This window comes from Paramixta manurensis, from assembly GCF_013285385.1.
In the GTDB taxonomy this organism is placed as follows: Bacteria; Pseudomonadota; Gammaproteobacteria; order Enterobacterales; family Enterobacteriaceae; genus Paramixta; species Paramixta manurensis.
This window is the reverse complement of sequence record NZ_CP054212.1, coordinates 3,925,631-3,951,270: the sequence shown is the minus strand read 5'-3', so window position 1 is coordinate 3,951,270 and position 25,640 is coordinate 3,925,631. Positions and strand designations below refer to the sequence as shown.

Annotated in this window: 24 protein-coding genes and 1 tRNA gene; 17 read left to right on the top strand and 8 right to left on the bottom strand. The window is 48.3% G+C overall.

Annotated elements, in window-relative coordinates; translation table 11 throughout:
- Positions 1-4 precede the first annotated feature (4 nt).
- Genes PMPD1_RS19060 through fucP form a run of 4 tightly spaced genes read left to right on the top strand, consistent with a single transcriptional unit; the run spans position 5 to position 3,216 of the window.
- Positions 5-829, top strand: a complete 825-nt coding sequence (locus tag PMPD1_RS19060) for an amidohydrolase family protein (RefSeq protein WP_173636287.1) — start codon at positions 5-7, stop codon at positions 827-829.
- Positions 830-1,609, top strand: coding sequence for an L-fucose dehydrogenase (locus PMPD1_RS19055; protein ID WP_173635528.1), 780 nt, complete (start codon positions 830-832; stop codon positions 1,607-1,609).
- On the top strand, positions 1,606-1,953 hold the full coding sequence (locus PMPD1_RS19050) for an L-rhamnose mutarotase (RefSeq protein WP_173635527.1): 348 nt from the start codon (positions 1,606-1,608) through the stop codon (positions 1,951-1,953). Before PMPD1_RS19055 ends, PMPD1_RS19050 begins: the two co-directional genes overlap by 4 nt.
- A 24-nt stretch (positions 1,954-1,977) precedes the next feature.
- Positions 1,978-3,216, top strand: a complete 1,239-nt coding sequence (fucP, locus tag PMPD1_RS19045; RefSeq protein WP_173635526.1) for an L-fucose:H+ symporter permease — start codon at positions 1,978-1,980, stop codon at positions 3,214-3,216.
- Positions 3,217-3,259: 43 nt separating this feature from the next.
- Here the strand turns inward: fucP and ftnA are convergent, their stop codons facing one another.
- Positions 3,260-3,772 (bottom strand): non-heme ferritin, encoded by a 513-nt coding sequence (gene ftnA, locus PMPD1_RS19040; protein ID WP_173635525.1) that lies wholly within the window; start codon positions 3,770-3,772, stop codon positions 3,260-3,262.
- A 337-nt stretch (positions 3,773-4,109) separates the two neighbouring features.
- Between ftnA and mrdA the strand changes: the two genes are divergently transcribed.
- Together mrdA and PMPD1_RS19030 are read left to right on the top strand one after the other, a co-directional pair.
- Positions 4,110-5,990 (top strand): penicillin-binding protein 2, encoded by a 1,881-nt coding sequence (mrdA, locus tag PMPD1_RS19035; RefSeq protein ID WP_173635524.1) that lies wholly within the window; start codon positions 4,110-4,112, stop codon positions 5,988-5,990.
- 112 nt (positions 5,991-6,102) lie between these two features.
- Positions 6,103-6,178, top strand: a tRNA-Phe gene (locus tag PMPD1_RS19030).
- 650 nt (positions 6,179-6,828) lie between these two features.
- Here the strand turns inward: PMPD1_RS19030 and PMPD1_RS19025 are convergent.
- Entirely contained in the window at positions 6,829-8,532 is a 1,704-nt protein-coding gene (locus PMPD1_RS19025; RefSeq protein ID WP_173635523.1) for an AIPR family protein, read from the bottom strand.
- A 189-nt stretch (positions 8,533-8,721) separates the two neighbouring features.
- Here PMPD1_RS19025 and PMPD1_RS19020 point away from each other — a divergent pair, with 189 nt between their 5' ends.
- Both PMPD1_RS19020 and PMPD1_RS19015 read left to right on the top strand, forming a co-directional pair.
- Complete coding sequence (locus PMPD1_RS19020) at positions 8,722-9,504, top strand: type IV toxin-antitoxin system AbiEi family antitoxin domain-containing protein (protein WP_173635522.1); 783 nt, start codon at positions 8,722-8,724, stop codon at positions 9,502-9,504.
- On the top strand, positions 9,491-10,420 hold the full coding sequence (locus PMPD1_RS19015; RefSeq protein WP_173635521.1) for a nucleotidyl transferase AbiEii/AbiGii toxin family protein: 930 nt from the start codon (positions 9,491-9,493) through the stop codon (positions 10,418-10,420). The genes PMPD1_RS19020 and PMPD1_RS19015 overlap by 14 nt, the downstream gene beginning before the upstream one ends.
- Positions 10,421-10,844: 424 nt before the next feature.
- On the opposite strand, the gene PMPD1_RS19010 is transcribed toward PMPD1_RS19015, so the two are convergent.
- Entirely contained in the window at positions 10,845-11,876 is a 1,032-nt protein-coding gene (locus tag PMPD1_RS19010) for a methionine synthase (protein ID WP_173636286.1), read from the bottom strand.
- Positions 11,877-11,902: 26 nt separating this feature from the next.
- Complete coding sequence (locus PMPD1_RS19005; RefSeq protein ID WP_173635520.1) at positions 11,903-12,886, bottom strand: DUF1852 domain-containing protein; 984 nt, start codon at positions 12,884-12,886, stop codon at positions 11,903-11,905.
- A 410-nt stretch (positions 12,887-13,296) separates the two neighbouring features.
- On the opposite strand from PMPD1_RS19005, the gene PMPD1_RS19000 reads away from it, so the two are divergent.
- From PMPD1_RS19000 to PMPD1_RS18990, 3 genes are all read left to right on the top strand, one after another.
- Entirely contained in the window at positions 13,297-13,914 is a 618-nt protein-coding gene (locus PMPD1_RS19000) for a LysE family translocator (RefSeq protein WP_173635519.1), read from the top strand.
- A 933-nt stretch (positions 13,915-14,847) separates the two neighbouring features.
- Positions 14,848-15,333, top strand: a complete 486-nt coding sequence (locus PMPD1_RS18995; protein WP_318438390.1) for a toll/interleukin-1 receptor domain-containing protein — start codon at positions 14,848-14,850, stop codon at positions 15,331-15,333.
- 125 nt (positions 15,334-15,458) lie between these two features.
- On the top strand, positions 15,459-16,466 hold the full coding sequence (locus PMPD1_RS18990; RefSeq protein ID WP_173635517.1) for a potassium channel family protein: 1,008 nt from the start codon (positions 15,459-15,461) through the stop codon (positions 16,464-16,466).
- A gap of 184 nt (positions 16,467-16,650) precedes the next feature.
- Here PMPD1_RS18990 and PMPD1_RS22815 read toward each other — a convergent pair whose 3' ends face one another.
- Complete coding sequence (locus tag PMPD1_RS22815; RefSeq protein ID WP_354292941.1) at positions 16,651-16,776, bottom strand: hypothetical protein; 126 nt, start codon at positions 16,774-16,776, stop codon at positions 16,651-16,653.
- 511 nt (positions 16,777-17,287) lie between these two features.
- Here PMPD1_RS22815 and PMPD1_RS18985 point away from each other — a divergent pair.
- Positions 17,288-17,896 carry a DUF6338 family protein gene (locus tag PMPD1_RS18985; RefSeq protein WP_173635516.1) on the top strand — a complete coding sequence of 203 codons (609 nt, stop codon included), beginning with the start codon at positions 17,288-17,290 and terminating at the stop codon, positions 17,894-17,896.
- 14 nt (positions 17,897-17,910) lie between these two features.
- On the top strand, positions 17,911-18,063 hold the full coding sequence (locus PMPD1_RS18980; RefSeq protein ID WP_155954365.1) for a hypothetical protein: 153 nt from the start codon (positions 17,911-17,913) through the stop codon (positions 18,061-18,063).
- Between the two features lie 451 nt (positions 18,064-18,514).
- Here PMPD1_RS18980 and PMPD1_RS18975 read toward each other — a convergent pair whose 3' ends face one another.
- Complete coding sequence (locus PMPD1_RS18975; RefSeq protein ID WP_173635515.1) at positions 18,515-19,105, bottom strand: hypothetical protein; 591 nt, start codon at positions 19,103-19,105, stop codon at positions 18,515-18,517.
- A gap of 128 nt (positions 19,106-19,233) precedes the next feature.
- Here PMPD1_RS18975 and PMPD1_RS18970 point away from each other — a divergent pair, with 128 nt between their 5' ends.
- From PMPD1_RS18970 to PMPD1_RS22810, 3 genes are all read left to right on the top strand, one after another.
- A complete protein-coding gene (locus PMPD1_RS18970; protein ID WP_173635514.1) occupies positions 19,234-20,121 on the top strand; it encodes a LysR substrate-binding domain-containing protein in 888 nt (295 codons plus the stop codon).
- A gap of 183 nt (positions 20,122-20,304) precedes the next feature.
- The gene (locus PMPD1_RS18965; protein ID WP_173635513.1) at positions 20,305-20,757 is read left to right on the top strand and encodes a hypothetical protein; all 453 of its coding nucleotides are present in this window, start codon (positions 20,305-20,307) and stop codon (positions 20,755-20,757) included.
- Between the two features lie 99 nt (positions 20,758-20,856).
- Positions 20,857-22,071 (top strand): hypothetical protein, encoded by a 1,215-nt coding sequence (locus tag PMPD1_RS22810; protein WP_354292691.1) that lies wholly within the window; start codon positions 20,857-20,859, stop codon positions 22,069-22,071.
- Here the strand turns inward: PMPD1_RS22810 and PMPD1_RS18955 are convergent.
- Positions 22,068-22,709 carry a TetR/AcrR family transcriptional regulator gene (locus tag PMPD1_RS18955; RefSeq protein ID WP_173635512.1) on the bottom strand — a complete coding sequence of 214 codons (642 nt, stop codon included), beginning with the start codon at positions 22,707-22,709 and terminating at the stop codon, positions 22,068-22,070. The genes PMPD1_RS22810 and PMPD1_RS18955 overlap by 4 nt on opposite strands.
- Positions 22,710-22,775: 66 nt before the next feature.
- Positions 22,776-24,371: an ABC transporter substrate-binding protein gene (locus tag PMPD1_RS18950; protein ID WP_173635511.1), complete on the bottom strand. Its 1,596-nt coding sequence runs from the start codon at positions 24,369-24,371 to the stop codon at positions 22,776-22,778.
- Between the two features lie 206 nt (positions 24,372-24,577).
- On the opposite strand from PMPD1_RS18950, the gene PMPD1_RS18945 reads away from it, so the two are divergent.
- Entirely contained in the window at positions 24,578-25,624 is a 1,047-nt protein-coding gene (locus PMPD1_RS18945) for an aldo/keto reductase (protein ID WP_173635510.1), read from the top strand.
- Positions 25,625-25,640 lie beyond the last annotated feature (16 nt).

Genomic DNA, 25,640 nt, shown 5'->3' with positions numbered 1-25,640 from the left:
CCGTCTGCCGCGGATCGATGCGCATCAGCATTTCTGGCATTACCAGCCGGAGGCCTTCCCGTGGATCGACTCCCCGCGTCTGGCGCGCGATTTTATGCCGCCGCAATTGACGCCCTTGCTGGATGCCCACGCGATCGACGGCAGCATTGCGGTACAAGCGCGCCCCTGCGAGCCGGAAACCGACTGGCTGTTAACGCTCGCCGAACAGGAGACGCGCATTAAAGGCGTGGTGGGGTGGGTGGATGTCACATCACCGCAACTGACGGAGCGGCTGGCGCGCTGGTCACAGCCTGCGTTATGCGGTTTTCGCCACCTGGTACAGGATGAAATCGATCCGGCGGGCTGGCTGGCGCGGCCAGAGGTGGCGCGGGGGATCAACCAGCTCCAGCGCGCAGGCTATTGTTGGGATCTCTTGGTCACCTGGCGCGACTTAAACGCCGCGGCTGAGTTTGCAGGTCGGCATGATGCGCACTGGTTGGTGCTGGATCACTGTGGCAAGCCGGATATTGCCCGCGGCGCGCGGCACTGGGCAGAACAGGTTGCTCCGCTGGCGGCGTTACCGCATGTGGCGTGCAAATTATCCGGCCTGATTACCGAAGCCGGGCAAGGATGGCAACCCGAGACGTTATTACCGTTTATTGATGCGGCGTTATCGCTGTTTGGGCCGGAGCGCCTGATGTTTGGCTCCGATTGGCCAGTGTGTCGGCTGGCGGGCGACTACGCGCAGGTTCACTCGCTATGCGAACAGGCGATCGGCGGGCTGTCGGCAGATGAACAGGACGCCATTCGCGGCGGAACCGCGAGCCGCATCTATCAACTGGAGGTTTAAATGAATTTGTTTTTGGATAACAAGGTGGTGATTGTCACCGGCGGCGGTTCCGGTATTGGTGCCGCTATCAGCCTGCAACTGGCGGAAGAGGGCGCAACGCCAGTTATCGTTGCCAATAAAACCCCCGACGCACGTTTTATGGCGCAGCTACAGGAACGCCAGCCACAGGCGTGGTTTATCGCCGCTGAACTCAGCGATGAGCGCCAGTGCCAGCAGGCGGTTGATGAGGTTCTTAAACGCTTCGGACGTATTGACGGTTTGGTGAATAACGCTGGCGTCAACGATGGTATCGGCCTGGAAGAGGGGCGCGAAGCCTTCGTCGGCTCGCTGGAGAAAAACCTGATCCATTACTACCAAATGGTGCATTACAGCCTTGATGCGTTACGTAAAAGCCGTGGCGCGATTGTGAATATCAGCTCGAAAACCGCGCTAACCGGGCAGGGGAACACCAGTGGGTATAGCGCGTCGAAAGGCGCCATTCTGGCGCTGACTCGCGAGTGGGCGGCTTCGTTACTCAGCGATGGAATCCGGGTGAATGCGGTGATCCCGGCGGAAGTGATGACGCCGCTGTATGAAAGTTGGATCGCCACCTTCAGCCAGCCGGAGGAGAAATTGGCGCAAATTACCGCGCGGATCCCGCTGGGCCAGCGTATGACCACGCCGGAAGAGATTGCCAATACGGTGGTGTTCGCCCTCTCGCCACGCGCTTCGCATACCACCGGACAATGGCTGTTTGTTGACGGCGGCTATGTGCACCTTGATCGGGCGATTGGCGAATGAGTCGGCGTTTCTGTCAGGCGCTCGATCTGGTCGACGATCCGCAATTAATCGCCGAATACGAAGCGCACCATCAGCGCATCTGGCCGGCGGTAGCGGCGGCGATGCGCCAGTTCGGTATTGTCGATATGGAAATTTACCGCCTCGGTAACCGGTTATTTATGGTGGTCGAGGTTAATCAGCAGTTTAACGGGCAGCAGTATGCAGAGCATTGCCAACAGGTTGCGGAGATTCAGGCGTGGGAGGCGCTGATGTGGAAATATCAGCGCCCGACACCCTGGACGGCTGACGGAGAGAAATGGGCGCCGATGCGGCGCATTTTCGCCCTCAGCGAACAACCGGAATGATTTCACCGAGTGAGGAGAAACCCGATGTTTGCAGGAAAAAATACGCTGACCGGCCAACCGGAAAAGTCGGCGCCAATCAGTTATCGCTGGCCGTTTATGCTGGTGACCAGTCTGTTTTTTATGTGGGGGTTATCGTATGGCCTGCTGGATGTGCTGAATAAGCACTTCCAATTGACGCTACACGTTAACAAAGCGCAGTCCGGTTTGTTACAGGCGGCCTATTTCGGTGCCTATTTTATCGTGGCATTACCGGCGGGTTTCTTTATGGATAAGCGTGGCTATCGCGCCGGGATTATCCTTGGCCTGCTGTGCTATGCGGTGGGCGCGTTGCTGTTTATCCCGGCAGCGGCGGCGAACAGTTTTGCGCTGTTCCTGTTTGCCTTGTTTGTCATCGCCTCTGGCCTTGGCTGCCTTGAAACCGCCGCCAACCCGTTTGCGACGGTATTGGGCGACTCGTCTGGCGCGGAACGCCGTCTGAACCTGGCGCAATCTTTCAATGGGCTCGGACAGTTTCTCGGCCCGATGATTGGCGGCTCGTTGTTCTTTACCGCCGGGCAACAGACCAGTAGCGCACAGGACTCGGTCAAATTTACCTATGTCGGGATCGCGGTATTGGTGTTGTTGATCGCCTTCCTGTTTTACCGCACCAACATGCCGGATATTCGTGAGCAGGGCGACGCGCGCGATATTGAGCGCGGCGTAACGCGTCCGCTTTGGCAGCATAAGCACTTTACCGGCGGGGTTATCGCTCAGTTCTTCTACATTGCCGCACAGGTCGGCGTGGGCGCCTTCTTTATTAACTACGTGACGGAACACTGGCAGAACATCAGCAACGCTTACGCCTCTTATTTACTGTCGGTGGGGTTGATTTGTTTTATGGTTGGACGCTTTGTCAGTACCTGGCTGATGGGCCGCATTCGCCCGGCTACGCTGCTAAGCGCCTATGCGTTAATTAATATCGTGCTCTGTGTACTGGTGGTGGCGGGCATACCCGGTGTGGCGGTACCGGCGCTGATTGCGGTGTTCTTCTTTATGTCGATCATGTTCCCAACCATCTTTGCGATGGGGGTGAAAAATATGGGGGCGCAAACCAAACGCGCCAGCTCTATCATGATCATGTCGATTGTTGGCGGAGCGATTATGCCGTGGTGTATGGGCGCGTTGGCCGATCGTTTTGGCACCGCAATTGCTTACACGTTGCCGGTAATCTGTTTTGTGGTGGTGCTGGTTTACGGGTTGAGCCAGCGTAAGGCAGAGGCTTAAGCAACTCTCCGGGCCTCACGGCCCGGATTTTAATCGGTAAAACTTAGGCTGATGGGCCGTGGTTTTCGGTATTCATTTTCGCCAGGTCTTTATCAATAAAGAACAAGCTGTTACCGCTGTTACCCACCAACGCCAGTTTATCCAGCACCGATTTGAACAATTTCTCTTCTTCATGCTGTTCTGCCACATACCATTGCAGGAAATGGAAGGTGGAATAATCTTGCGACGTCATTGCGGCATGCGCTAACTCATTAATTTTACGGGTAATCAGCTGCTCATGTTCGTAAGTTTGCTGAAACACTTCACTCAGAGAGTTAAAGGCAACCGGCGGCGCGGCAATGCTGCCCAGCACTGGCATTGCGCCGGTATCGCTTAAATAATCAAACAGACGCTGCATGTGTTCCATCTCTTCACGCGAGTGCTGTTTTAAAAACGCGGCGGCGCCTTCAAAACCCTTATCGCTGCACCAGGCGCTCATTTGCAGATAGAGGTTAGCGGAAAAGAACTCCAGGTTAAGCTGGTCATTCAATTTGGCGGTCATTTCGTTGGTTAGCATAGCAATTCCTTTTTTCCGGCAGGTGGAAATTCGTCGATTTAGTGTGGCGAATTATGCATCACTTGCCCTCAAAGAGGAACGTTTTTTTAACAAAAATTACAATCTATTTCATTGATTTTAAATAGAATTAATTCACTTATTGAATGCAATTGATTCTTATTTTTCCTCGGATTTAACTTGCGCTTTTTCCGGCAGCGCTCTGCATCAATTCTGTTACATTCGTCAACAAATGACACACTTTACCTTCGGCGCACGCATCTTTTTGGTAGTCGCGGTGGGGATTCGCTCTATCATTACGCAACAGAATGATTAAAAAAATGTTGTGATAGTTCAGGTAATGAAATTCAGAAATTTTGAAATTGAAGAAAAACTTTTTATCCGCCGCGCGATTGTCGCGTTTGGCGTGGTGACGATCTGTTTTGGGATTTTGGTGTTCAACCTTTATCGCTTGCAGGTGCGCCAACACAAATACTACCAAACACGATCTAACCAGAACGATATTAAAATGATCCCGGTTGCGCCAACGCGTGGGATTATCTTTGATCGTAATGGCATTCCACTGGTTAAAAATGTCACTTGGTATGACATTACCATCACGCCCTATCGCATTGAGGATATGAAGCAGACCCTCAGCGCCTTAACGCCGATTGTCGATTTAACGCCGGAAGATATTGATAACTTTTATCATGCGCTGAAGCAGAACAGCCGCTATAAGCCGGTGGTGTTAAAAACGGAATTGAGTGAAGAAGAGGTCGCCCGTTTTGCGGTGAACCAGTTCAAATTTACCGGCGTGACCATCGAGCCCTATCAGGATCGACAATATCCCTATGGCGCAGATTTGGCGCATGTCATTGGCTATGTTTCCAAAATCAACGATGGTGATGAGAAACGGCTGAGCGAGGCGGGGATTGCCGAGAACTATGCCGCAGACCATAACATTGGTAAACAAGGTATTGAGGGTTACTACGAATCGGTGTTGCACGGTAAAACCGGCTATCAAGAAGTGGAGGTGGATAACCACGGTCGCATTATTCGGGTGCTCAAAGAGGTGCCGCCGGTCGCCGGGAAAAATATCACCCTGACGCTGGATCTTCATTTGCAACAATATGTTGAAAGCCTGGTTCAGGGGCAACGCGCGGCGGTATTAATCGAGAACCCGCGTGATGGCGGCGTACTGGCGATGGTTTCCAGCCCCAGCTATGACCCCAACCCGTTTGTGAAGGGGATCAGCTACAAAGCGTATAAGCAACTGCTGTCCGATAAAAACCTGCCGCTCATCAACCGCGTTACCCAGGGACTCTATCCGCCAGCGTCGACGGTGAAGCCCTATATGGCGATGTCTGCGTTATTGACCGGCGTTATCACACCGCAAACCACCTTTTTTGGCGCGTCGACCTGGACGCTACCGGGCACCGATCGGCGCTATCGTGACTGGAAGAAAACCGGCCACGGCCTGCTAGATGTGACCCGCGCGATTGAAGAGTCGGCAGATACCTTTTTCTATCAGGTAGCGTTTGAGATGGGTATCGATCGTATCCATCGGATGTTAAGTGAGTTTGGTTACGGCAGGCCAACCGGTATCGATCTTAACGAAGAATACAGCGGGTTGCTGCCCAGCCGTGACTGGAAGCAGAAAGTGCATAAAAAAGGGTGGTATCAGGGGGATACGGTCTCGGTCGGCATTGGGCAGGGGTACTGGATCGCCACGCCGATTCAAATGGTGAAGGCGCTCGACGCGCTGATTAATAACGGGCATGTGGTGACGCCACATTTACTGTATGCCGCGTCGCGCGGTAAGAGCGTGACGTATTATCGGCAAGCGACGCAGCAGCAAATTGCCGATCCGAAATCGCCTTACTGGAGCTTAGTGCGGCATGCGATGTTTGGCATGGCGAATGCGCCGAATGGTACTGGCTATAAGTTTTTCCATACCGCACCTTACGGCATTGCCGCTAAGAGTGGAACTTCACAGGTCTTTAGCCTGAAACAAAACCAGACCTATAACGCTAAAATGATTCCGATTCGGTTGCGCGATCACGTGTTTTATACCGCGTTTGCGCCGTTTAACGACCCTAAAGTTGCGATGGCATTTATTCTCGAAAACGGCGGTAGCGATGGGGTGGTGGCTGCACCGGTGGTGCGGCAAATTCTCGACCATATCTTCTTGCCACCGCCTCCTCCTCCGGCAGCGGCGGTGCAAACCGCAGGCGCTGGATAAGCGCATTTTTAGCGACCAGGCGGCGCAACTGATGGAAAAGAGTGCAATCGATCGGTTTTCCACTGAAAAGCATTTGACGACATTCCGCCTTTACGGTTTAATGCGCCCCGTTGCCCGGATAGCTCAGTCGGTAGAGCAGGGGATTGAAAATCCCCGTGTCCTTGGTTCGATTCCGAGTCCGGGCACCATCTATGAAGAAACCCGCTCTAAAGGCGGGTTTTTTGCTTTCTGGGGTTTCTATAAGTTTTTAATCATTAAAAATCAGTAAGTTAAATAAAAATGATGGTGCTGAAAAGTTTTGTCAGGTTTTTTGATATCCAGAGTTTTTGGGCTTAATTGGACTTATTGGTTAGATAAACTCTGGATCCCCACAGTGTCCCTCACCGATATCGCCTCCGTAATGTAAAGCCGCTCGATAAGCCTTACAAGCTCAGTGACGCGCAAGGTCTTTACCTGCTGATTTTTATTCACTCTAGCGAGCTGCGTTTTGACCGCTAGACGGAGATCGATCTGAATGGCTCAATGTGGACCACCCCGCCCACCATTGAGGTATAGCCAGACGCACAATATAAAAAAGACGCGGACGCGTCATATGTCGCCTTTAACATTTCTCAGGGTTCCAATTCCGGCATCTGATTTTGCAGGTGCAAGTAAAACATACTGCGGTTTGTAGCGATGGCAAAGCGTTTTTTTTCTAAAAATATATATACAGGGTCAGTATTTATAAATATAAACATAACGGCCAGGATATTTTAATATGTGCGAAAATAAAGAATCGATAGTAAATATTAATATAATCATACCTACCACTGATACATATACTATATATACAATTTTTTTAATTTTTCTTTTTATTCATTTCCTTTATTATGTCTTTTAATACTAACTCTTTAAGATCAGCGCTTTTCATCTGATTTTTAAATACATTTGCAACATATGAATCAGGATATTTGCGATTTAATTTTTTATGCGTAGTTGTAACAGCAAAGCTACATAATTTGTAGATTTCTTCGATCTCACTATGACTAATCTTTTCAGAGCCATTGGATATATCAAAAGTAGCCGACTGCATTACAATATGAGTAATAAATCTATTGCCATGAACAGAAATAGCTCTTTCTTTTCCCTCAATTGTCTTCTTCAGATGAGTCAGTCTTATTTCTATATATCTATAGACTTGAATCAATCGCCATAATTGAGGGCCTGTCAATGACTTATTAAAAAGTATTGTATAAGGAGCTTTACCGATATCATCCCAAAGGCGACCAATTCCACTTTTAGCATCAACAACTAGACTAATATCACTTTGTGCACATGCCCTGGCAATCGTTGCTTCTTCTAACCCACATTGATTTTCTGGATTACTTACTACATCACCAGACTTGTATTTATATTCTTTATCGTCCATAAGCATTTCGACTCTTAAACGCTCTTGATTTGAGTCAAGAGAGACAAAATCTCGCTTTTCTATTTTATTCTGAGTATTGTTCTTCTTAGTTATTTCAACTTCAAGTTGAGGTGGGCAAGATTCCAGTGATATTATTCTTAATGGTACTTTTGCGTGCTCAACTTTTTCTGGAATATCCTGATTTGCGCTAGCAATAGAACCAACAGTTTGAGCACCATTGACGATAGTTAAGCCATAACAACAAAATTGGCCATGTTCTTTAGTTCCTCCACCGATAGCTTTTTTTACGATCTTATCGCACAATGCTGTAATACCATTGTTAAAATACCAGAATTTCTCAGGTTCGCTTTTTAATGTGCTTATAATACTATTATTCACCTCTGTTGACCCGAGAAACATTCTTATATTTGGCGAAAATAAATTCTCCTGATGTGATTTATACCACTGTGCAAGATCAGATGCTGCTACCTGCCCATAAAAAGAAAGATATGGGTTTTTTACGCTTCCCCAATGACTTAAAAGTACCTCTAAATCTATCTTCTTCTTTTTACCTGCCGAAACTGAATTATGAATATCTTGCTGCTTAATGATCTTATAGCTAAATATGTCTGATGAATCGTTCAAATTTTCAACAAAATCATCTAAGGCTTCAATAACATCATCTGACGCTTTATCATTTCCAGTATAACAAAGCAAAAAAACAATTTTAATATTTACATTATCAAGTGCGTCTTCAATTTCAACTTGTTTCTCTTTAATCTTATCACTTACTCTGGAATAGTTTGAGTTTATTATCTTATTGATACCAGAAAGAAATTTCCTTACGCTACCAACATCAATGCTTCCATTGCCATTATTTCTCCATTTCGATTGACCGAAATACAAAACCTGATTGACACGGCTATAAAAAATAGAGTCAATACCATTATCCAGATAACCGTCAGTAATAGAATTTGCTGCTTGCTCATTATCACAACCAGAAATAAATGATAGAACATAGGCCATTTGGGCTCTGGTTAATATGGCATCTTCTTTATCTGAATCACTCTTATTTTTCAAGTCATCCTGAGCAAGTAAGTGATTAAAATCTTTTAATACTGCTTGTTTGATATGTCTGACATGCAATTGAGCCATAAACTCTCCTTGGAAATCCATCTAAGAGGTATAGTTTCCACACATGTTATAATAGTAACCACATGATTTCCATAGATAACGAATTCTCCCCATTCACTAAAAAACAATCTTCACCTATCTATATTATTTCTCATTAAAGCATTATAATTAGTTTAAATTTTAACTGATATGTCCACCAAGGGGCGACACTTGCCAAACTATCTAAACTGGCTGATGCAAAACACCCTCCCCGGTCAGGTATTGCTTCAGTCATGGCTCGCCCGCAACGGCATAGATCGTAAGCTCTCCTACCTCTATGTCCAAAATGGCTGGCTCAGGCGGATCGCGCACGGTGTATACTGCCGGACGGGGCGTGAGCCGGACTGGGTGGACGCTGTTTATTGCCTGCAAACACAGTGGGGAAAACCAGTTCGCGTGGCAGGGCTGTCCAGCCTTGCGCTACAGGGCCTTGCTCACTATACCCAACCGGGCAGACAACAAATCTGGCTCGTGCTTCCTGCTTACGTCAAACTGCCAGAATGGTTTACCACCTTTGAACAATCCGCGACGTTTGTCACGCTATATACAACCGGCCTCACCGTCGATATAACGCAATTCACGACAAAACTTAGTATCGGCGACCGGCAATTAGCGACCAGTGTTCCAGAACTGGCCGCCTACGAGATCGCCTGCGGCGTTCCGACATTGATCTCGTTCGAACATGCCGACGCTCTGTTTCAGGGAATGAACCTTCTTAGCCCGCGTAAATTACAGGCACTGCTCTGCGCCAGTCATTCGGTTAAAACCAACCGGGTGATGCTTTATCTTACCCAACGCAATGCACATCCTTATTTTCAGTATCTCGATCACAGCGGTATAGAAACAGGCACGGGAAAGCGGCAAATCGTCCCTGGCGGTTGGCTGGAGCCGGATTATCAAATCACCGTTCCCCGCACATTTAAACCAGAAGGAGTCGAAGATGGCTCTGCGTGATATTTATGCCCGACAGGTCAGGCTATTAATGACTGCTCTGCCGCATGTGGCAAAAGAATCCTGCTTCGCCCTGAAAGGCGGCACGGCAATCAATTTATTTGTGCAGGATTTCCCTCGCCTGTCGGTGGATATCGATCTGGCGTACAAGACCTATGCGGATCGCGATACCGATCTGGCGGCTATCAACGATGCACTGATGCGTATTACTGAATCGCTGAACGGTAGAGAGGGGATGACTGCGATCCGGCAGGAGAATAAAGCGGATGAAAAGCGCATCATCGTTAACACCGATGACGCAAAGATAAAGATTGAGGTTAGTCCAGTCTGGCGGGGGCTACTGTTGCCATCAACAGAAATGCCGGTATGTGAACAGGTGGAAATGGAGTATGGCTTCACCATCATGAATGTCGTCTCGCTGGCAGATCTTTACGGCGGAAAAATCTGCGCCGCGCTCGACCGCCAGCATCCGCGTGATCTGTTTGATGTGCTGAATATGCTGGAGAATCCGGGCATGACGCGCGAGATCTTTGACGGTTTTCTTTGCTATCTGGCAGGGCATCCCCGACCCATTGCCGAGCTGCTGGCACCAAACTGGAATACAGCGCAGATTGCTACGTTGTATGCACAGGAATTTTCCGGGATGACACAGCAGGAAACGTCGCTGGAATCCCTTTTGTCAGTAACCACTTTGCTGCCGCAGGCGTTGAAGTCGCACCTTACGGATCGAGATCGCCAATTTTTACTCAGTTGTAAGCAAAATAGCCCCGACTGGTCGCTGTATCGCTATCCTGAAATTCAACACTTGCCGGCTATTCGATGGAAACTGCGTAACCTGGCAGTGCTGAATGATAAGAATCCGGCCAAGTATGCGGCGGCGGTAAGCAAGTTAGAGGGGGTTTTGGAGCAGTATCTTTAGCTCTGGTTCTGAGGGATTAAATTGGGCCATGATGTTTGGTTATCTCAACAACCTCATAGCCACACTTCAAAAAGAGAGGAAAATATTTATATAATTCAATAAATAATAATCAATGTCGTCAAATATTATCTTAAAAGTGCCTAATCCGACATATCAACTTAAAGCTCAATCCCGGGGGGTAAATCAACATTCTGCGGACGAGGCTGGTATGTTTTTCACGCCGTTATATGTGGGGTTCCATCCACTATATGTGGACCTAACTCCAACTATAGAGCAGATTTGTCTACGGACTCGGGGGCACTCCATAAAGGCGGGTTTTTTGTTTTTGGAGATACGGACCCTTCATCGAACTTGGTTCGATGGTTCGTTGCATCCATGCAACTCCTCCGTAGGCTGAGTTCCCTTCATCTCATCGTTGGCGGCGTTATTTAGCCAACAGTTCTTTTCGGACGATTTCTGCGCCAGCGCTTAAAGCATCCAGCTTGCCTCTGGCGACGCCACGCGGCAACGGAATCATGCCGCAGTTAGTACAAGGATAAAGCTTATCGGCGTCGACAAACTGCAGGGCTTTTCGCAAAGTCGCGGCAACTTCCTCCGGTGTTTCAATGGTACTGGTCGCCACATCAATGGCCCCAACCATTACCTTTTTACCGCGAATAAGTTCCATTAACTCCATCGGAACATGCGAGTTGTGACATTCCAGTGAGATGATATCGATATTAGATTTTTGTAGTTTTGGAAAAATCTCTTCATACTGCCTCCATTCTGAGCCCAGCGTCTTTTTCCAGTCTGTATTGGCTTTAATGCCATAACCGTAGCAAATGTGTACCGCCGTTTCACATTTAAGCCCTTCAATGGCTCTTTCTAGAGTGGCTATTCCCCACTCGTTCACCTCATCAAAGAACACATTAAATGCGGGTTCATCAAACTGGATAATATCAACGCCTACGGCCTCTAATTCTTTGGCTTCTTCATTCAGAATTTTAGCAAATTCCCAGGCGAGTTTTTCGCGGCTTTTATAGTGGTTATCATATAGCGTATCAATCATCGTCATCGGGCCGGGTAGAGCCCATTTAATCGGGCGGTCGGTTTGCTGACGTAAAAATTTGGCATCCTCAACAAAAACCGCTTTTTGGCGGCTAACCGGGCCGACGACTGTCGGTACACTTGCCTCATAGCGATTACGAATTTTAACGATCTCACGTTTCTCAAAATCAACGCCGTTGAGGTGCTCAATAAACGTAGTGACAAAATGTTGGCGCGTTTGCTCACCGTCACTGACAATATCAATACCTGCCTGCTGTTGATCTTCCAGGCACAAACGGAGAGCATCATGTTTGCCGTCAATTAATTCCTGGTCTTGCAACTTCCACGGTGACCACAGTGTCTCAGGTTGTGCCAGCCAGGAGGGCTTAGGTAAACTGCCAGCAGTCGACGTTGGTAATAACTTTTTCATACGAGATGCCCCTGTGTTTGGGTTAATCAAAGAACGCAATTAGCAGACCATTGTTCGAGAATGGTTTGGTAGGGTTTAATGAATTTCTCTTCAGTAAACTTCCCTTGCTCAATCGCTAACTGGCTACGTTCTTCTCGATCATAAACAATTCGAGTTAAAGAATAATCCTGTTGATTCAGGCTTGGTTGATAGCATTGTGCTGCCACAGAGTTAGCATTATAAATCTCAGGCCGGTAAATCTTTTGGAAAGTCTCCATCGTGCTGATGGTACTAATCAGCTCAAGATTGGTGTAATCGCTCAGTAGGTCGCCATTAAAATAAAAAGCCAAAGGCGCAACACTATTGGGTGGCATAAAGTAGCGAGCACGTAACCCCATTTTATTAAAGTATGCATCGGTCAATGAAGGTTCATCTTGCTGATATTCGATGCCTAATACAGGATGCTCATTGCCCGTTCTGTAATAGATGTTTTTGCTTGAAACACTTAAGCAAATAACCGGCGTTTTATTAAAATTCTCTCTGTAGGCCTCTGAATCGATAAAATATTTAAATATATTGCCATGTAACACACCAAAATTATCAGGAATGCTAAATTGGGCGGTGTTTTTATTATGATCCGGCAGTAAGACGCTAAAATCATAATCACGCACGTAAGAGGAGAAATTATTCCCTACAATACCTTCAATACGCTCGTTGGTTTGCTTATCAACGATATTCGTTTTCAATATTTCAATCACCGGGAATGTGCCACGGTTGTCTTCAATATCGATACTTAATTCAGCGGAAATAATTTCCAGTTCGACTGAGTAACGGTCTCCCTTAGGGTTATCCCAATGCGCTAACGCATTGAAACGATTGTCAATCATCACTAAGGCGTTGCGCAAGTTCTGCTGGCGTTGCTCACCTCTGGCTAAATTAGCAAAGTTGGTGGTAATACGCGTATTTTGAGAAGGGTTATAATTTTCGTCGAAACGAATGCTCTTAATAGTGAAGGAAAATTTATTATTCATCGTAATCTGGTATCCTAACTTCTGATATAAATCTGGTTTTATTGCTTGCTATTCACGATTTTCAGGATTTGTTTTCTGATACTCTCATTTAGCAGGCTTTATATATCTATAGTTAATAACAATGCATCTTTTATGCCTGACTCGTTGGGTGAGTAAAAGTGATTTAATTTCATTGAACATGAGTCATCTTCATGATGAGGCGTGCGCCCGGCAACGGCGTGGCTGCTGAAGACGATTTCCGTAGGGTTCACCCCGGAAGGTTGTGGGGGTTAGAGCGGCTAATCGTGGGATGAAATATTCAGCGAAGTATGTGGATGCCATTCAACGGGAGATGTCATGGCATAATGGGTGGTCAGTGGTTGAAGATGCGTTTAAAATCTTTTAACGTCAGTGAGTTATAAGGAGGTTACATGATTGATACACACGCAGTTCTTACCGTGCTGCTGATTTATCTCGCTGGCGTGGTGATACCAGGGCCAAATTTTGTCGCTGTGGTACATAAAGCGGTCGCTTCTACGCGCTCGGCCGCCCTTGCGCTGGTCGCCGGTATTGTGGTGGTTAACCTATTCTGGGCAGGTTGTGCCATCGGCGGAATAGGTTTGGTATTTGCCGCATTCCCGTGGGTTGCGTTGGTGGTAAAAATATTAGGGGCAGGGTATCTGCTGTGGTTTGGCTTACGGTTAATCCTCAATGCGGGAAGCCAGCCTGCTGCGAACGAAAATACAGTATTGTCAGGAAGTTTTCGTCAATCCTTTACCCAGGGAGTGGTTACTAATATCGGTAATCCGAAATCTATGGCTTTTTACGCAGCCATCTTTTCCACTGCCGCTCCGGCGCACGTATCTGCGGGCACATTTATTGCTATGCTCGGCGTGGTTGGCATCATTGCATCACTCTGGTACGGGTCTGTGGCCATCACGCTTTCTCAATCTCGCATTTCCTCTGCTTACCAGCGGGCCAAAAAAGTCATTGATAGGCTGTGCGGTGGGTTGATTATGCTGTTAGGAGTCAGGCAGGTTATTAATTAACAAGGAAAATTTATTCCTGTTGCCGCTTAGCCTGTAAAGAACCGATATAAAGTGCATTTGGTTTTTTGTCATTAATATCAAGGCCAGACTGACACTACTTTTTCAAAGAGGTAGAGGCGGGAAATTCTAACCATCCGCTAACTGAGGATTATATAAGCCATTCTCTTCTGCTTATATTGTTGTTTTCAGGAAAACTAACGCATTAGTTTGTGGCTATACCTCCGCTGTTCGCTCAGAGCGGACCTGGCTGGCAGTAGGATTGTCCGTTCCGTGCCAGGAGCGGAAGTAGCTAATAACATTTAGTTGGGGGGGAGCTGATCAACAGGGTACGCCTTCTTAAATCCCAGAACCTTCAGGAAACAGCGATGTATCCGCTCAATGGAATCCTCAGCAAAGCACGACGTCAGGACTGCCGCTGAACTCCACATTGTGGGCAGTGGATTCGGCAACCCTCATCTGAATAAGTTATTTCTTGTTAACTGACGATGCGACTGGTTTGAGCGCATTTTGCTCTAAGCAAAGTGGCTGATACTTGAGTAATCAGGACCATTCCTCACCTTATCACCTGCAAAAAAAAGAATATATTCAAATATAACAACTTGATAAAAAAGAGTTATTAATATTACCCAGACATCTGGCCATTCAATTAAAAGAGATGGATTGATTGAAAATTGGGCACCATGAAGGTAACTTAATGAATCCTATAATTACATATGGAAACATTAAGGTATGTCCAGATGCACAGCGCCAAGACAAGGGCACCGCTCTGCAAGCGCACGAGCAAATTGCCCAGCATGCGGAAGTCGCTTTAGCAGCTACCGCTCCTATTCCACCACTTCCTATTCTCCTGCCGGAGGCAATGGAGGAGGCGGTGGAAGTAACTCTTCCGGACTCAGCAGAAGTAAACCTCGCTGGTCTCCGGCAGGTTCATCCGTGTTATACACACCAAACGAGATCCGCTCTCTTACTCCGATACGTGAAACCGTTGAGACACGAGCAGCACAGCAACCCGATCTTCGCGACGTCTTTCTATGCCACGCATGGGATGACAGGCAAGGCGCGGCAAAGGAATTACATGACTTACTTGAAGCAGCTGGCGTAAAAGTCTGGTTCAGTGAGAAAGATCTCGGACTAGGGGTACCGATGATGCGGGCCATCGATAAGGGACTGGCAAATTCGCGGATCGGACTTGTGTTGGTAACGCCGGCGCTGCTCAACAGGCTTCCCAAAGAAGGCGTTGCGGACAAGGAGCTATCAGCACTTTTAGCGGGTAACCAACTTGTGCCCATCGTGCATAACACAACCTATGAAGAACTTCGTAATGTGAGCCCTTTGCTTGCTTCACGTAGTGGCTTAGACACGGGCGAAGACACCATGGCCGTTGTCGCGTCCAAAATCGCCGAGCTGGCGACCCTGTAGTGGCCTAGTTCGCTAGGAATAATCGACCCGAGTGTAAGAGTGTTCAGGTTTAAACTATCACTAACTACGGCAGGCCTGTTAATCAGGCCTTCCGTCTGTTGAAAAAACGAAGGACAGAAACTGATATGAATCATGACGGCATCGTGGAGAAAAAAGCTAACCGGGGTAAAAGATCTGGATTAACCTCTTTTTCACCATTGGTATATACAATTTTTTATCTTATCAACATTATCGTATTCACTTTTATATACTCTTTTTGTTTTAAAAACGACTTTGACCATTCACCCATCAGTTTCGTGCAGTCATTATATTTTAGCATCGTGACCATCACAACTTTAGGATATGGTGATATCACACCAAAATTAGACGCATCTCCATTACTTCTCACTATATCAGCACAGGTGGTTTTTGGTGTTGTATTTATTGGCCTATTTTTGAATGCCATCTCCCACCAATTAAGTGACAGGAAGGACTTTGCCAGACAAGAAGAAGAGAAAGAAACTGAAGAGAAGAACCTTTCTAAACTGCTAACGATTCTTAAGCCAGTGGTCATTGAATTTCTTGGGATCCTTGCTGAAACCTATAAGGTCACGACAACACAGCATGGTGATACTCTGGTCGCTAATCCTCGGGAACTGTTCAATCAAAGTTACTATGACCAAATTTGCAGGCAAGATTTTTTATCTGATGAAACGAGATACGGGAAAGGGAGGATGTTATGGGGGAACTACATCGATCAGGAAAACTCAAAATTCAGTTCTGGAATCGATGACTTCCTGAACAAATATGCCACAAAATTGCCTATAGAAATAATTGCGCTGCTAGCTGCATTAAAATTACATCCATTCCTTGAGCACGGTAAAACCGCTCTGAAAATGAGAAGCCTAAATTTACCTAATGGAATGACATTTCCAAAAGTTAACCTGCTTACCATGGAGCACAGCAGTGTAAAAATACCCAATAAACCGAAAACTATTAGTGAGTTTCATGAGGACCTATTGACTTTAATTGATCTCATTAATGGAAAAACTCAGGGTAATGACATGGTGATGAGAATCGATTTGAGAAAAGGAGTAACAGCACCTCCGGTTGGATCAGCGATCGGCGAAATAATTAGTTTTGGACCCGCGTAAATTTAAAGAGGCTAACATGTATTTAACGGCAGAAGTTGCGGTCGATGTCCACGGCTTTTTTCTCTTTTGCGCATGTTCTTCAATCAATGTCTAATCTCTGCTCATACCGGCGATGAGCCCTCCCAGCTCAAGTCCTTTAAAGCACACAGGCTAATCGCCACGTGAATGAACCGTGCATTAGCCTTCAGATCCGAGCCACCAAGCCCGAAACGCAGCTTCTGGCGGTTCGGCGTAGCTTACCGGTTCGTCCGGCTTCAACCGACTTAATCACAGCGATGATCTGATGCTCAGTAAAACGGGCTTTACGCATAGCGATCTCCTTCGTTGGCAGATTGATTATGCCGGATGATCTCTAAATGTGAATGGCACGATTATGCGGGATACTTACAGGTAGACGATCCTGCCCTATAGTTGTCAGCTCTTCGCTCATGGCAGACAACTCTGATAACTTTTAACCAAGGGTGGACATGGTATACTAGATAGACCCCACATCATCGTTTCATACACACTATACTCATTTGTCCATTTCGGTATTTTTCATAGCGTTGTCTGTTTAGTTTACCCAGAGTTATCCGCCTTTTGCAGTTGCAATCCCAATTTAAAACTAGTACATAATCGGGTATCTGAGTTTGAGGTAGGCGCCTGTGAAACTAAACTTGTGGCACGCAGAGACTGTAAATCTTGGCGAAAAAGACTACAAGCTGCCTGACTCTAGCGTGCTTTGGTGCTACTGACAATCCGCTGTACCTCGATATTGTGCAGATACTCTACTTCATAGCCTCATCTAGGCCTTAACTGCAAGTTAGCTAGCAGGGATAAAAATGGATATATGGGAAAAAAGTAAACTTCTTATTTTTGTACTGTTTGTAATGCCTGGGTTTATTAGTATGAAAATATATGATGTGTTTCAGTCTAGACCGGGGCAGGACTATTCTAAAACACTAATTGATGTTGTCGCATATAGTTGTATAAACTACTCTTTTTTATTAATACCTATCTACTACGTAGAAACTTCGTCAGTGATGGTTAACCACCCTGTCTATTACTATCTTTTTTATTTGTTTACTTTCTTTATTCTTCCTATTGCGCTGCCATTGTTGTTGATCCTTATTAGGACTCGGCGTTGGTTTACGCATTATATGCCTCACCCAACTGGTAGGCCATGGGATTATTATTTTAGGCAAGGTAAAAAATGTTGGGTGATAGTGACGCTTAAAAGCGGGAAGAAATACGGCGGCCGATATGATTCAGAGTCTTTTGCATCAAGTTCTCCCGAACCTGAACAAATTTACCTTGAACAACATTGGGCTTTAGATGTCGATGGTGATCTTGATCATAAATTAAGCGATACACTTGGTATTATCATTTTGACTAGTGAGATCGAAAGTATAGAGTTTATCGAGATAACCAGTACACCAGTGACACCATAGAAAACGGAGAAATTATGTCAGATAAAGTCGGTAAAGGAATTGCTCAAGATGGCTGGCAGCCGCCAAGAACAACTGAAATTCCTCGGGCACCAGTCAACAATGGTTACCAGCCTCCACGCCAAAGCCAACCAAATCAAGTTGAAAATCCTCCTCCAAAAAAACGCTAAAATCTCAGTTGGGACTATGCAGGCCCCAATATCTCTTCGAGATTTTTGCTATCCAAAACCACCACGGTAAACGGCTCCTGCAGACGTTGTGGTACCGGGGGGCGTTGTAGAGTCCCCCTGAAATCCGCTACATTCACTTTAGAGACCTTCCGACATGACTGATTATGTTCTTGGAGAAGAGCACTACGCGTAAAGCCCCATAATCATATGCACAATTTCGTATTCGTACTTCCGCTTTTCGCTCATAGCGGACTCTATAGCTGGATGGAAGCGAAATGTGATCCATCTGGCAGCGCAAAGAAGATAAGCCGTCAATTTTCTCATTCTACAGAGTACCTGTGCCCAGTGTATTACGTGCTTACTCTTCTAATAAAGGCACGCATCAGCATGTCTGATATTCAGGTTATTCTCAGTAATACCCGGTTTGCCTGGCGCACATTTCATTCGCCGCTTAACCGTTACATGGCAGATCATCCAGTGTGATTTTGCTCAATATCGCGCCCAGCAAAGCAATATCCACGCTAATCGCGGCTGCCAGTGAAAACCCGCTTACTCCGCCACACTTATACCGGATGAATAGCACCAGCGACAGGGTAACCAGACCCGATAAAATGATCCGCACCCGGCGTCGTAAACGAGGGTGGCGATTACCGATGCCACACAATGAGACGACCGGGTAAACGCTTCCTATTCCTACGCCTGAAATCACTACGCCTAACCAGAGTAATTCCTCGCTTGTGAACGCCTGGCGGGAGAGCATTATCAACAATATGCCAGCGGCGCTGAGAATAAATCCCCAATAGCTCTGTCTGAGCGGGTTTATTTGGCTGAACACTCGGTTACGGCCACTCATAAAACCAGCTGCCACAGCACAGCCCAGAAGTATTAATAGGCTGACGCTAAATAATAATGTTCGGCCCGAACAAAGCATGCTCAGTAATGCCGTTTCTGCCGTCAGCACGCTCCACGTTAATACCTCAGCGCTGCCACCTGCCTGAATCTCAGTTTGTGTCTCTTGCCGAAAGGGGAAATGGGTCATCATCTTCTCCAGACTGGTTATCTTTTATGATGGCTAAAATTCATCCTTCCGGATGCGATGAACGCATATTATTCTTTGTGTACAATGCATTCAAAGTCATCGTTTTCATTGTTAGGTGAAAATAACTCATCATGAAAAAAGTGTCACTTCCCCCTCTGGGTGCTTTACGGGCCTTCCATATGGTTGCCGGTTCGCTGAGTTTTAAACATGCGGCTGAGCAGCTCAATGTGAGCGCGACGGCGGTAAGCCATCAGATTCGTTTACTGGAGAGCACGCTAAACTGCCGGGTTTTCGAGCGCAACGCGCGAGGAGTCAGCCTGACCGAAACCGGAAATATTTTATATGCCGGAACCAAACAGGCCTTTACCGCGCTTGAGGAGACCATGGCGCAAATAAATCATCGCCAACAATCGCCAGCATTGACCATTACGACCACTTCGAACTTTTTAACTAACTGGTTAATTCCCCGTCTGGCTGATTTTAAAACGCAGTTTCCCGCCATTGATTTACGGTTACATACCAGTGTTGAGCGGGTGGATTTAACCCAAAGGACGGTGAACATTGCTATTCGCTATCGGGAAACCGAGGAGGCGGGGTTGCACAACACCCTGTTATTTGAAGATCGGTTTCTGGTGGTCGCGAGCCCGGCGCTTGGCTTAACACAACCGTCGGATTTGCTGGATGTTCCGCTATTCCATGTTGAAAATCGACATGTTCCCGCCGAGTCGCCGGATTGGGCGAACTGGAAAAAACGGTATGGGCCCGACCGGCTTGATGTCAATAAAGGTGTGCGTTTTAGCGACGAAACACATGCCTTACAGGCGGCGGTAGCCGGGCAAGGGGTGGTTATCGCCAGCGAGTTACTGGCGGGTGATCTATTGCGGCGCGGAATGTTGATTACCCCGTTTGATGCTCCGCTTCCCGGCGCCCGTTATTTATTTCTTACGCTGGAAGATAGCGCGCAGCGGGCGGATGTCAGGCAATTACGGGAATGGATATTGCAGCAAATGCAGCATTAACCTTCGCCGCGCAAAATATGCGCCGCGACTGTTCCGGCGCATTGCGGTTTACGATAACCCCGTTGCATCCCTTTCTCATCCGCCCTTGGCTAATGGTCATAGTAAAAAATACCGCTGCCCGGAATAAAAGGCGCTGTCTCTGCGTCTGTATCGCGATGGCTCTATTTAACGCTGAGAGGATATATGTCAAAAGTAGGGGCGGCATTACTGGCCGGTGGGGTAGCGATTGTCCTGAACTCGGCGGCACTGGCGGCGGCAGATTGGGTGCCGCTGGCGACGGCGCATGGTGGGTTATTACGCCTGTTGGTGATGTTATCGGGCGGCGCGCTGAAGGTGCCATCAGGTAGCGCGTTTCAGCTTTTTTTTCATGGTGTGGTGGGTTTAGCGATGGCGCTATTTTACGCCTGGCTATTAGAGCCGCGTATGTCCGGCCCGGCATGGCGACGTGGCGCGTACTACGGCGTGTTCGCATGGTTGGCGAATGCGCTGATTGTGTTACCTGCCACCGGCGAAGGGTTTGCCGGTAGCCGGCATCTCACGCTGGCGGGGATGTGGTGGTTCGCGGCGGCGCATATGCTGTTTTTTGTGCTGCAAGCGGTGTTGTATGCTCGTTTTCGGCGCGTCTTTTTGACCTAGAACGTAAAATTAAAATTACTTTTCTGCATAAGGAACCCGCGGGCGTTAAATGGCACTGAATGAAATTAACCATTGGTTACATTTGCCCACGGGGGTGCTATGCCTAATTCTATCTCTAACTTCCCGCACAATAATCTGATGCCAGTCTCTCACCCGCTATCCGGCGCGGTGCGGCAAGACACAACCCAGCTTGCTTCTCAAACGGTTGCCGCCACACCCGGTAATGGCGTGGCGCGAGTCCATGGCCAGCCGGTAGCCATGACAGCGATGAATCAGTCCGGCTTTACCTCGGCTTTTTCAACATCCCGGACTGGAAGGCTGGCGCAACGCGCTAATCTTCCGGTTGCACCCACGCACCATCACCACGTAATGAGCCAGCAAGCAGGGCTGGCAGAACGAGCTAAAAATGATATGCAGGCTATCGAGCAATTGGTGTTAAACCAATTTCCCGCCACCAGTGAGATTTTGCACGCAATGAGCCAACAGCATGTGCAGCAATTTACGCCGCATCAAATCGATCAAATCTCAGAAGCGATTGATGATTATCAGGGTGCATATGGCGATAACTTCCTGATGAATATTAGCGCGATGGGATACCCGACCATTGAGAGTTATCTGCAGGCGCGCGACCCGATATTTAACGATGCCGAAGAGGTCAATGAGTTCATCGGCGAATTTGGCTATCGTTATGGCGGCATCACCGGCATGATGGATGAAGAGGAAGAGATTGAGGAGTTGCGCACACGCCTGGAAGATCGGCTGACCGAACCTGCGCAAGTACTGAGTAATTTTATCCATACCAGCCCACGGATTTCAGGCGTTCCACTACTTAAAGGCGCAACGGGCGGAGATAATCCGGTAACCACGCAACTGGATGGCGGCAAAACGCTACGTGCCATGCTTGATGGGCAAGCGCTTAATTTCAACGGATTTTTGAGCACCACTTCAAGTTATAAGTCTGCGCTAGAATTCAGCGGTAAAATGAGTCAAACCGGCTTAGGAAACGCGATGTATACCGTTGATTTAACTAGCGATAGTACAGAGTCGGAAATTCTACGGCGGGAAACATTACGCGCTCTGGATCGGGGAGAGTGCGCGGCAGGATCAATATTGTTTTATTTCAAAACCGATAATGTCGCGGGAATCAGCGTAAACGCAACGCAGCGGGCGGCGAATCCTGGTCAGGATGAGAGCCGTTTAAATTCAGAAGATGAGATCTTGCTGGCCCCAGGACACTTCTTTGAGCCAGAACAGATCGTACGTAATGACGATGGTTTTGCCGTGATTGGTAGCCTGAAATACGGAAGAAATTAAGGCGACTCACGGCGTGTGATCTCTTGCAGCCAGGCGCAAAACATATCGGCCATCGCCTCAGCCTGGCGTTCGATTTCATCGCCGGTTTGCGCAGTGGCGGAAATCCGCTTGCCAACGCTACTGAGCGTTAGTGTGATTAAATCGCCGGTGCGCTGGCGCGTTGCATCCGATGCGGCGGGCAGCGCATCCCGCATAAACGCCCCCATGATTTGTTCGGCCGATGAACGCGCCTCCTTCGCTTCCGGCGTATCACGATACAGCGGCGCGGCATCATCTAACGCGAGGCGAACCTCCGCCTCTTCCCACTCGGAGCGAACAAAAGCGTGAACCAGCTTACGCAACCGTTCAGGCGGCGCGGTGTGCCGATCGGCAAGGATATGACGCAACATTTCGCTGGTTTGCCGCCACTCATCGCTTTGTAGCCGAAACAGAATTGCCGCTTTATTGGGAAAGTACTGATACACCGAACCGATACTGACTCCGGCTCTTTCGGCGACGCGCGCGGTGGTGAAACGGCTGGCGCCTTCATTCGCCAGCACCTGCATGGCCGCTTCAAGAATAGCTGCGACCAATTCGGTGGAACGCGTCTGTTTAGGCTGTTTCCGCGAAGAAACCTGCGGGCCGGAAGGTCGACTCATAACGGATAATCGCTCACAAGAACCCAGTGAAACGGGCCGGACATTATCAACGTCCGGCCAACGGTTTTACCAACGAGCCTGCGAGAAATCGCTGCCGTTAACATCCACCACATAACCTTTTACGCTGCTACGGGTCGCGTAAAAGATTTTACCATTTGCCAGCGGGATCCAGGGCGCATCGTTATGGAAAATAACCTGCGCTTGTTGATACAGCTTCGCACGGCTGGCGGGCGTCGTGGTTAACAACGCTTTGTTGACCAGCGCATCGTAATCACTGTTGCACCAGCGCGCTGCGTTGGAACCGCTCTTAATCGCATCACAGCTTAACAGCACATTGGCAAAATTATCCGGATCGCCATTATCGGAGATCCAGCCATACAGCGCGGTACTGTGCTCGCCTTTGCGTAGGCCAACCAAATACTCGCCCCATTCGTAGCTAACGATTTTGGCCTTCACGCCCACTTTCGCCCAATCGCTTTGGATCATCTCGGCAACCCGGCGTGAGTTCGGGTTGTAAGGACGCTGCACTGGCATTGACCATAAATCGGTTTCAAAGCCGTTTTCCAGCCCAGCCTGCTTCAGCAATGCTTTTGCTTTCTGCGGATCGTAATCGTAATCCTTCACATCCTGGTTATAGCCCAACATCGCTGGCGGTAACATCGATTTTGCCGGCGTGCCGGTTCCCATAAAGACGGCATTAATAATCGCTTTCTTATCCACCGCGTAATTTAACGCCTGGCGTACTTTCGGATTATCAAACGGCTTTTTCTCAGTATTAAACGCCAGATAGCCGACATTCAATCCATCAATATTGTGCAGCGCGAGATCTTTATCCTGCTTGATGGTGTCAAACTGGGTAGGAACCGGCGCCGGGATAATTTGGCACTCATTTTTCTGCAGTTTCGCCAGGCGAGTTTGCACATCCGGCACGATAGAGAAAATCACGTGCTTAGTGACCACCGGGTTCTTCCAGTAGTGCGGGTTAGCGACGTACCGGATTAGCGAATCCACCTTGTATTGCTGCAAGGCATACGGACCGGTACCGATTGGCCAGTTATCGACGTTTTCCGGCGTGCCTTTTTTCAGCATGGCATCCGCATACTCTTTCGACAAAATAGAGGCGAAATCCATCGACCAATCGTTGAGGAAGGCGGCATTAGGCTTATTCAGCACAAACTGGACGTGATAGTCATCGATCTTTTTCACGTCTTTGATCAGCTCGCCGAGCCCCAAATCGTGGAAGTATTCATAACTGCCGCCAGACACTTTGTAATACGGGTTATTGCTATCTTTTTGCCGCATCACGGTAAAGATCACGTCATCAGCATTAAAATCGCGCGTCGGCGTAAAGTATTTATTGCTATTAAATTTCACCCCTTTACGGAGGGTAAAGGTGTAGGTTTTCCCATCCGGGCTAATGTCCCAGGCGGTCGCCAGCGATGGCGCGGCGGTTTTATCACTGTCCTTCAAAATCACCAAACGGTTATAGAGCATTTGTGAGGTTGCGATAAAGGTGGGGCCGGAACTGGCTAACTGTGGATTAAAGGATTCCGGTGAGGCCACGGTGCAATAAATCAGCGTGTCATTTGCCGCCGCCCAGGCCGCGCCCATTGGTAACGTGGCAGCCAACACCGCGCCTGCCACTATTTTCCTTGCAAACATAAGTTATACCTTTTTGTGTTATCTGCGGTAATCAGAGCATAGGTCGAGGCCGCAGACAAATACCAAAAATTTTTATCTATATTCCTGTGGCGTGCCAGCGCAACCCACTGTTAGCACAAAGTGCGTATATATGATAATCATCATATATGATATTCATCATATCGCGTTTAAGCTATCGGTCATTCCAGATCAATCGGGAGAAAAACATGCGCTATAAATTGTTTGGTAAACATACCGGCCTACGGGTTTCAGAACTGGTATTAGGGGCAGGGAATTTTGGCACGCGTTGGGGGCACGGCGCTGAGCCGCAGGAAGCCCGGCGTATTTTCGAGGCCTATGCGGAGGCGGGCGGCAACTTTATCGACACGGCAGATGGCTACCAGTTTGGGCAGTCAGAAGAGATTCTTGGCGATCTACTTACCGGACGACGTAATGAGTTTGTATTGGCCACCAAGTTCACCATGGGCGCGGGGCCGGACGCCAATATTCTGGTGACCGGTAACAGCCGACGGGCGATGATCTCCTCGGTTGAAGCCAGTCTAAAACGGTTAAAAACCGATCGTATTGATCTCTATTGGGCGCATGTGGCGGATAGCGTAACGCCCATGGAGGAGATTGTGCGCGGGTTCGAGGATCTGGTTCGCGCCGGTAAAATTCTGTATGCCGGGCTTTCGGATTTCCCCGCCTGGCGCGTGGCGCGGGCGGCGACACTGGCAGAATTACGCGGCGTAGCGCCGATTGCCGGTTTGCAGGTTGAGCATAGCCTGGTGGAGCGCACCACCGAGCAGGAGTTGCTGCCTGCCGGCCATGCGCTCGGCCTCGGCGTGGTCGCGTGGTCACCGCTTGGCGGCGGTATGCTGACCGGCAAATATCGCCGGGGCGAGAAGGGGCGCGCCGAGGGATTCGGCGGTAAAGTCTTTCAGCCGGAGAATTCACCGCAGCGTACCGCAATCCTTGATACCTTAATCGCGATTGCCGACGAAACCGGCGTCACGCCGGGTGAAATTGCCATCGCCTGGGTAGCCGCGAAGGGATCGCTGCCGATCATCGGTCCGCGTAGCTTGGCGCAGTTAGAGAATAACCTCGCCGCCGCCAAACTGACGTTGTCGGCCGATCAGCTTACGCGTCTTGACGATGTTAGCGCGCTCGCGCCGGTGTTCCCTTACACCATACTTAACGACCCTGCTACCCGGCAGCGTTTTACCGGCGGTCAGTTTGACGCTTTCGACGCGCCTGACGAACCTGTCGCCTGAGTAAATAGTACGGCTG